Source organism: Thermodesulfobacteriota bacterium (assembly GCA_039028315.1).
Classification (GTDB): Bacteria; Desulfobacterota_D; UBA1144; order Nemesobacterales; family UBA2774; genus CR02bin9.
Genome location: JBCCIH010000118.1, coordinates 1 through 7,649 on the forward strand (window position 1 = coordinate 1; position 7,649 = coordinate 7,649).

A 7,649-nucleotide genomic window follows, 5' to 3' on the forward strand; every position below is an offset into this window, starting at 1 on the left:
ATGGCATGGTACAGCGGTGTTCCTGCTGAATGGTATCAATTCTATTATAGGGCCACGGGCGAGTATGCACTATTTTATTGGATAATGGTTGTATGTAACGTACTAATTCCTCTGCCTCTTTGGTTTAAGAGTATGAGGCAAAACATAGTAGTCCTATTTATAATTTCAATCTTTATTAATATTGGTATGTGGTTTGAAAGATTTAACATTATCGTGATTTCTCTATCACGCGGATTTGATCCTGCGGCGTGGGGTATATACAAGCCTTCATGGGTTGAAATAGGTATTACCGTTGGAAGTTTTGCATGGTTCTTTATGTTCTTCTTAATTTTCTTAAAGACCCTTCCTTCAGTTTCAATTGCAGAGATGAAGGAAATATTGCCTGTACCTAAGAAGGAGGCAAAATCACAATGAGCGAAAAACAAGGCGTTTTAGGAATATTCTCATACGTAGATGTAACCGTGGAGACGGTTAAAAAGCTTAAAGAAGCAGGTTTTAATAAGCTTAGGGTATTCTCACCAGTTCCTAATCATGAAATTGAAGATGTTATGGATGTACCGGAGAGCCCTGTTAGATTTTTTACACTATTTGGAGCTATGCTAGGAGCAGCTTGCGGAGTAGGATTCACAGTGCTTATGTCTTCGGATTGGCCAATATCTGTAAGTGCAAAGCCGATTGTTTCGCTTCCGCCATTTATGGTGATTATATTTGAGCTTACGATTTTAATGGGGGCGCTATCAACACTTTTGGGTCTATTAATTAACTCAAGAATTAGAAATGATGCTCCAAAATCTATGTATGATGCCAGATTTTCAGTGGATAAATTTGGCATTATGGTTGAATGTTCTAAAGAAGGCGTTGAAGGAGCTCAGGAAATATTAAATGCTCAGGGCGCTGAGGAAGTGAAAGTTGACGGTATATAAAGGTTTTGAATATCTAGGAGGTAAGACAGGATTGTTTTTTAGAAATAAGAAATATTATCTGCTACTACTGCCTGTATTATTATTGATGGGTACGCTTAAAGCCGACGCTTTCCCATGGTCTTATGATATGTGGATTCAGCCTTCTATTCTTCCATATGAAGAGCCTGTTATATATCCGGCTCTTTCAGTAACAACCACAGGACTAAGGATAAAACCGCTTCCTAGAGAAGATTTTGAAAACATTACACAAAGTCCGATTGCCTCCACGCCAGAGTCGCTTGATGAGGGCGAGAAATACTACAATAGATACTGTTATGTTTGCCACGGTATGGAAGGTCTAGGAGACGGACCAGTTATTAAAAGAGGGTTTTATCCTCTTAACCTGACAACTCCTGGAGTTATTGCTAGAACAGACGGCTACATATATGCATACATAAGATACGGCGGAAAGGTAATGATGCCTAGCTACCGAGAGAGTATTACAGAAGATCAGGCTTGGGACATTGTGAATTACGTTAGAAAGCTGCAGGGCGATCCAGTTAAGGAAACAGCTGCAGAACCACCTTCAGATACAGAGCAGTCAGCTGATACTGAATCACCTGAATCTGAGAACACCCAACAGGAGAGCGCTGAGTAAGATGGATGAGCACATTAGAGAAGAAATACTAGCCAAAAGATCGCTGATTCCTATCTGGTCTATATACCTATTCCTAATTCTAGCCGTAGTTGGTTTTGGGACCTTTGTCTTTAACATTATGGGATCTGAAGAGTCTGCAAAAGCCGCATGGGAAATATTTTTAATCAACTTTCTATACTGGACAGTAATAGCCCAGGCCGGAATTATTTTCTCCTGTATACTTCGTATAACAAATGCTAGATGGGCACGGCCGCTTTTAAGAGTAAGCGAGGGCCTTAGTGCTTTCATTCCTATATCATTTGTACTTCTTATTATTGTATTCTTAGGAAGAGACTATGTGCTGCCTTATGCAACCGAACACTACCATCATCCAAGAGATGTTTGGCTTAATATGACTTTTGTAATCACAAGAAATATCGTATTGTTTGCTATTCTAATAGTACTTAGCGCTTTTTATCTTTACTATTCATTACGTCAGGATCTAGGCGGATATGGAGATAAATTAGACGGGATCTGCGCTTGGATCGCCTCAGGATGGTCAGGAGAAGATGAGAGAACAATTATGTGGAAGAGGCTTGGCCAGTTTGCGCCAGCGGTAATTATTTTCTTCGCACTTACTTTTAGCTTCTTTGCCTGGGATTTAATAATGTCCCTTGACCCTCTGTTCTTCAGCACACTCTTTGGCCCCTACTATTTTATGGGCGGTTTCCTAGGTGCTCTTGGATCCACCATTGTACTATCAATTATGCTTAGAAGACGTCTAGGCTTGGAAGAATATCTTGTAGACACACATTATCACGATATGGGCAAGCTCCTTCAGGGCTTTTCGCTATTTTGGGTTTATATGTTCTTCTCACAGCTTCTACCAATTTGGTACGCAAACATGCCTGAGACAGCAGCCTTTGTGATAAAGAGAGTTCAGGAAGAGCCGTTTCAGTCACTAGCTTGGGCTACACTCACTTGTGTATTTATCTTCCCGTTCCTCTCACTCATGCCTAGAACGAATAAGATAGTTAAACCAATTGTAGTGTTTATTGCTGGCGTGTCGTTAACAGGACTGTGGATTGATAAAATTGTTCTTGTATCTCCATCATTATCAAATACTATAAATATAGGTATCACTCAAATATTAATTACACTTGGTTTCTTGGGTGCATTTGTTATGATGTTTTTATTGTTCATGAGAACATTCCCGTCAATACCTTACGGTGATAGGTTCTTTGGCGGTAAAGCAACGGGAGGGCACCACTAATGGATGAAAAGCACCTTGATTTAATAGCTAAGGGAGTCACCATAGGGATTTGCCTAGGTGTAGCAGGCTTCCTAACCCTTCTTGCAACTGTTGCTTTCTTGGGTCCTCAAATTGCGCCGCTTATGAATAAGCTTCCTTGGTAGTAGTGCCGTTAGTATCAATCCATTATTTCTTATAGCATACTGAAGATTTCCTTTAAAACCCTGGTAATGTATTGTACTTGTACGTTCGCACTTTAGGTTCTAAATCAGCGACTATTATAGGAGTGAAATATGTCTAAAGAAGCACAGATTAACTTTGTAGTTAAACTCGATGAAGATAACTCGCCATCTGAAATACTCTGGGGTGCCACTGAGGCGGATTTTGACGGTTTAAGACCCTGTGAGTCTCTACTTATCTCTATGTGGGATAAGTCTGAGAAAAACACGATGAGCATTGACCTGTGGACCAAGAAGATGGAGGTCGGCGAAATGAGTGCGCACTATTACTTTACACTGATGAAAATGGCTGACACTTTTCAAACAGCCACTAACAACTCTGAATTATCTGGGATGATACGCAATTTTGCCAAGGATTTTGCAATCAGGGTAGAAGAGTTAGCCAACGAGTCATAGCACTTAATATCCTAGAACGCTGACATAACCTCTTTGGCAAAGAATTTTAGCGTATCCTGGTTCATTATGTCAGAGAAAAAGATTGTGTATTTAGTGATACCCTTTTTTTCATTCTCTAAAATCTTTTCTATACACTGATCAGGCGTCCCAACGATCCCGAATTTTGAAATATCACCAAAAAAGCCGTAGCGCCGCTGGCCCTTCTGAAGTTTTTCTTCGAGCTCAGCCTCATCTTTCGCAATCACGCATACGGTTTGCTGTGAGATAGCTATATCATTTATATCCCTTCCAAGATCGCTGCAGTGGCGTTTAAGTACATCCAATTTATGATCGTATGCCATAGCATGATTTGCAGGACAGTTCCATTCATCTGCGAGCTCTGCCACTGCTCTTAATAGGTATTTCTCTCCCGCTCCTCCAATCATGATTGGCATTGGGTTTTGCACAGGCTTAGGATTACAGTATGCTTCATTTATGCTGTAGTGGTTACCTTCAAAACTCGGCTTCTCCTCGGTCCACATTGCTCTTATTATCTGCACCGCTTCAGCCATCTGCTCTATTCTGGTTTTAGTGTCAGGGAACTCGTACCCATAGGCCTTGTATTCTGACTCAAACCATCCCGCTCCCATTGCAAACTCTACTCGGCCATCACTAATTACGTCTAAAGTAGAGGCCATTTTTGCTAATAGTGCGGGAGGCCTAAAGGAGTTGCACAGTACCATTGTTCCCACTCTTAGCTTCTCAGTTGTGCTTAGAAGGGCTGCCATCGAGGTCCAGGCCTCGTAAATGTCCATCTCTATTGCGCCCATGCCTAAGATGTGATCGTAAAACCACACGCTGTGATAATCTAAAAGATCGCATAGCTCCGCAGTTTCTCTTATTTGCGCAAAATCGATTTTTTGCTGGCGCATCATGACGCCGAATTTTATTCTGCTCATATTCCCACCTGATCTACTCGTAGTTAGAGAAATCAATTTAACAGTTCGTCATTATAGAATCAAATCCTTATATCCGATTAGTTTGACACTACATAGCTAATACTATAAATTTAGTGGCCGAGAGAAACCTAAGGGAGGCTATTATATGCATAGAAATTTTTACAAATATGTTTTAATTATGACAGTGGTTTTATTTATGCCAACGGTGCTGGTATTATCCGGCTGTAGTCAAGATGAGGCGCCAAAGAGCGAGCCTCAAACACAGGCTGACACATCTGAGACTTCTTCAGATACAGATTCAACAGATGCCGATGCCCAAGCTCCAAAAGATGATGATACATCTGATACAGAAACTGCAGAACAACCAGCTTCTGATGACGATGCAGTAGAAAACAAAGGAGGAAATCCAGTGGTAATTATAAAAACTTCTAAAGGCGATATTAAGGTTGAGCTGGACAGAGAAAATGCTCCAATTTCGGTAGATAATTTTCTTTCATATGTTGAGGATGGATATTATGACGGAACTATCTTTCACCGCGTGATCGATAATTTTATGGTACAGGGCGGTGGTTTTACAGCGGATATGCAGCAAAAGCCTACAAAAGCGCCAATCAAAAATGAGGCTGACAACGGCCTTAAAAATGATAGAGGCACAATCGCCATGGCCAGAACAGGTGTGGTAGATAGCGCCACCTCACAGTTTTTCATAAACCACGTGAACAATGACTTTCTAAATCACGGCAAAAGAGATTTTGGCTACGCGGTTTTTGGAACGGTAGTAGAAGGGATTGAAGTCGTGGATGCGATTGCTGAAGTTTCTACGGGTCCTGGCGATATTCCAAATGAGCAGGTTGTTATAGAAACTGTAGAAATTGTTGAATAGCAAATAGAACTACAAAACGCCCCTGAACGTCTTTCTATGGATAGGGCAGGGGCCATGCTGCTTTATTGCTTCATAGTGTTCTTTTGTAGGGTAGCCTTTGTGGCTTTTAAAATTATATTCGGGATATTTAATGTGATACTCTTCCATAATCTTATCCCTTGTAACTTTTGCCAATATTGATGCAGCCGCAATAGAGCATGATTTTGAATCACCCTTGACGATAGTTTCCTGAACTAAAAACAGGGAAGTCTTTTGATTTCCATCTATGAGTAGATAATCAGGTTTGGTCTTTAGTTTCTTTACGGATATCTCCATTGCCAACAAAGATGCCCGTAATATATTGACCCTATCTATTTCCTCTGGCTCTACAATACCAATAGCATAAGCAAGTGCAAGAGTCTGAATCTCTTCAAAGATTTTCTCTCTTTTAGAATGTGAGAGCTTCTTTGAATCATCAAGTCCAGAGATCTCACAATCATCTGCAAGAACCACGGCTGCCGCCACCACTGGTCCTGCTAGCGGCCCCCTTCCTGCTTCATCAACCCCTGCAGGTATTTTCCCCTTTGCCCAAACTTGTTTTTCGTAGTCTAAATTAGGCGGGCTCAATCCTCTCTCCTGATTTACTAATAAGAATTGCTAGCTTAAAAGTCCGTAGTCTTTAAGAGCGCTCTTTAATTTTTCATAATTCTCTGGATCCATCTCAGAAAGCGGCAGTCTATACTCATATTTTATTTTATCCATCATACTTAAAGCTGCTTTTATTGGTATGGGGTTTGTCTCAATAAACAAAGAATCATTAAGTGGCATTAGCTTGTAGTGAAGGTCTCTTGCGCTCGTAAACTCCCCTCTTTCAAAGCTGTTATAAAGCTCAGCAACATCGCCTGGAGCTATATTGGCAGTTACTGTAATAAACCCCTTAGCGCCAATTGTAAGAAGCGGAAAGTTAAGTGCATCCTCTCCAGAGAGTACCACAAAATCCATTCCGCAAAGATCAATTATTTTACTTGCCTGAGGGATAGAGCCGGCTGCCTCTTTTACACCAATTATGTTCTTGAAGTCTGAAGCTAACCTAGCGATTGTCTCAGGTGCCAAATTAACTACCGATCTTCCGGGAATGTTATACAGGATGATAGGTATATCTACCTGGGTTGCAATCTGTTTAAAGTGTTGATATAGGCCCTCTTGAGTAGGCTTGTTGTAGTATGGAACTACTACTAGCGCGCCGTCTGCTCCTATTTCCTTTGCAAATCTTGTGAGTCTGATAGCTTCTTTTGTGCTGTTAGAACCAGTGCCGGCTATCACCGGAACCCTTTTATTCACAGCTTTTACTGTGAGCTCAATTACATATTCATGCTCTTCATGTGAAAGTGTTGGAGACTCGCCCGTTGTGCCGCAAGGCACTATTCCGTGCGTGCCATTTTCTATTTGGAATTCTATTAATTCCCTGAGCGCATCCTCGTCTATTTTGCCGTTTTTAAAAGGCGTTACTATTGCCACCAGTGAGCCGTGAATCATTTAGGATCTCCTCTGCTTTCGTTAATTATGAGAACTGTTCTTATTAATAATTAGACTATTGCATCCAGTCTAGCTCCGCACTCGGAACAGTATTTGCTTTTACTAAGTACTTTGCTCCCGCATTTGCTGCACGATATATAGTCATCGTTTATAGCTGCTTTACGAGTTTTTGCGCTCTCAATAGCTGAATCAATTTTCTTGTCCAGATCTTCACAATGGGCAGCGCCAGCCTTCATAAATTCTATAATATCTTCATTTCCGGGAGTTGTTATGGTGATTTTAGGCTCTGTCTGCTCCAGCTCATAGAAAATTTGAGTGATATCTCTAAGCGGTATATCTCTAAACCTTTTAAAATGAGATGAGTTTCTGGCAATTATTATTCTTTCATCTGTGAGTATGAACCAGGAATTGAAATAGGTGTTGCTGTCAATGAATTTGGGCGCTCTATATATAGCCCTGTAATCCAAAAGTGTGATTATTATCAGCTCGTTATCGTTAAGATATTTTTCCAGACCTACTTTTATTCTCTCGGGCAGCTCTGTGTAATTTTGGGTAACCAGGTTGTCCACAAAGTCTTTTATCGCATTTACAATTGCCATTATATGTAATCTCCAATTAAAAGCTCAGCTATCTGTACAGCATTTAGCGCTGCGCCCTTTCTAAGCTGATCTCCTACTACCCAAAAGCTAAGACCGTTTTCTACTGTATAGTCTTCCCTAATTCTGCCCACTATACAATCGTCCATCCCTGCTACATCTATTGGCATAGGATACTGAAGCTCCCCCGGGTTATCCAAGACTCTAACGCCTGGGAAACTGTTTAGTGCCTCTTTTGCCTCATCCACGCTAATTTTCTTTTCAGTCTCGATGTTTACTGAAACAGAGTGC

Annotated in this window: 11 protein-coding genes and 1 pseudogene; 7 read left to right on the forward strand and 5 right to left on the reverse strand. The window is 40.9% G+C overall.

What is annotated here, in order from left to right; genetic code table 11:
- The 6 genes from AAF462_08030 to gldC form a co-directional block, all read left to right on the forward strand.
- Positions 1–414, forward strand: a 414-nt coding sequence (locus tag AAF462_08030; protein ID MEM7009065.1) for a hydrogenase, incomplete at its 5' end; no start/stop codon positions are given.
- Positions 411–923, forward strand: a complete 513-nt coding sequence (locus AAF462_08035) for a DUF3341 domain-containing protein (GenBank protein MEM7009066.1) — start codon at positions 411–413, stop codon at positions 921–923. The genes AAF462_08030 and AAF462_08035, both read left to right, overlap by 4 nt.
- Positions 910–1,560, forward strand: coding sequence for a cytochrome c (locus tag AAF462_08040; GenBank protein ID MEM7009067.1), 651 nt, complete (start codon positions 910–912; stop codon positions 1,558–1,560). Before AAF462_08035 ends, AAF462_08040 begins: the two co-directional genes overlap by 14 nt.
- A 1-nt stretch (position 1,561) precedes the next feature.
- Positions 1,562–2,812, forward strand: a complete 1,251-nt coding sequence (locus AAF462_08045) for a hypothetical protein (protein MEM7009068.1) — start codon at positions 1,562–1,564, stop codon at positions 2,810–2,812.
- Positions 2,812–2,955, forward strand: coding sequence for a hypothetical protein (locus AAF462_08050; protein MEM7009069.1), 144 nt, complete (start codon positions 2,812–2,814; stop codon positions 2,953–2,955). Before AAF462_08045 ends, AAF462_08050 begins: the two co-directional genes overlap by 1 nt.
- 129 nt (positions 2,956–3,084) lie before the next feature.
- Positions 3,085–3,426, forward strand: coding sequence for a gliding motility protein GldC (gene gldC, locus AAF462_08055; protein ID MEM7009070.1), 342 nt, complete (start codon positions 3,085–3,087; stop codon positions 3,424–3,426).
- An 11-nt stretch (positions 3,427–3,437) separates the two neighbouring features.
- On the opposite strand, the gene AAF462_08060 is transcribed toward gldC, so the two are convergent.
- Entirely contained in the window at positions 3,438–4,364 is a 927-nt protein-coding gene (locus AAF462_08060; GenBank protein MEM7009071.1) for a TIGR03560 family F420-dependent LLM class oxidoreductase, read from the reverse strand.
- Positions 4,365–4,770: 406 nt separating this feature from the next.
- Between AAF462_08060 and AAF462_08065 the strand changes: the two are divergent.
- Positions 4,771–5,247 (forward strand): annotated as a pseudogene (locus tag AAF462_08065) (peptidylprolyl isomerase).
- A gap of 9 nt (positions 5,248–5,256) precedes the next feature.
- Here the strand turns inward: AAF462_08065 and AAF462_08070 are convergent.
- From AAF462_08070 to AAF462_08085, 4 genes are all read right to left on the reverse strand, one after another.
- Positions 5,257–5,853: a ribonuclease HII gene (locus AAF462_08070; GenBank protein ID MEM7009072.1), complete on the reverse strand. Its 597-nt coding sequence runs from the start codon at positions 5,851–5,853 to the stop codon at positions 5,257–5,259.
- A gap of 30 nt (positions 5,854–5,883) precedes the next feature.
- On the reverse strand, positions 5,884–6,762 hold the full coding sequence (dapA, locus tag AAF462_08075; protein MEM7009073.1) for a 4-hydroxy-tetrahydrodipicolinate synthase: 879 nt from the start codon (positions 6,760–6,762) through the stop codon (positions 5,884–5,886).
- A 50-nt stretch (positions 6,763–6,812) separates the two neighbouring features.
- Positions 6,813–7,361 carry a PH domain-containing protein gene (locus AAF462_08080; GenBank protein ID MEM7009074.1) on the reverse strand — a complete coding sequence of 183 codons (549 nt, stop codon included), beginning with the start codon at positions 7,359–7,361 and terminating at the stop codon, positions 6,813–6,815.
- A partial coding sequence (locus AAF462_08085; GenBank protein ID MEM7009075.1) for an Asd/ArgC dimerization domain-containing protein occupies positions 7,361–7,649 on the reverse strand: 289 nt, incomplete at its 5' end. The genes AAF462_08080 and AAF462_08085, both read right to left, overlap by 1 nt.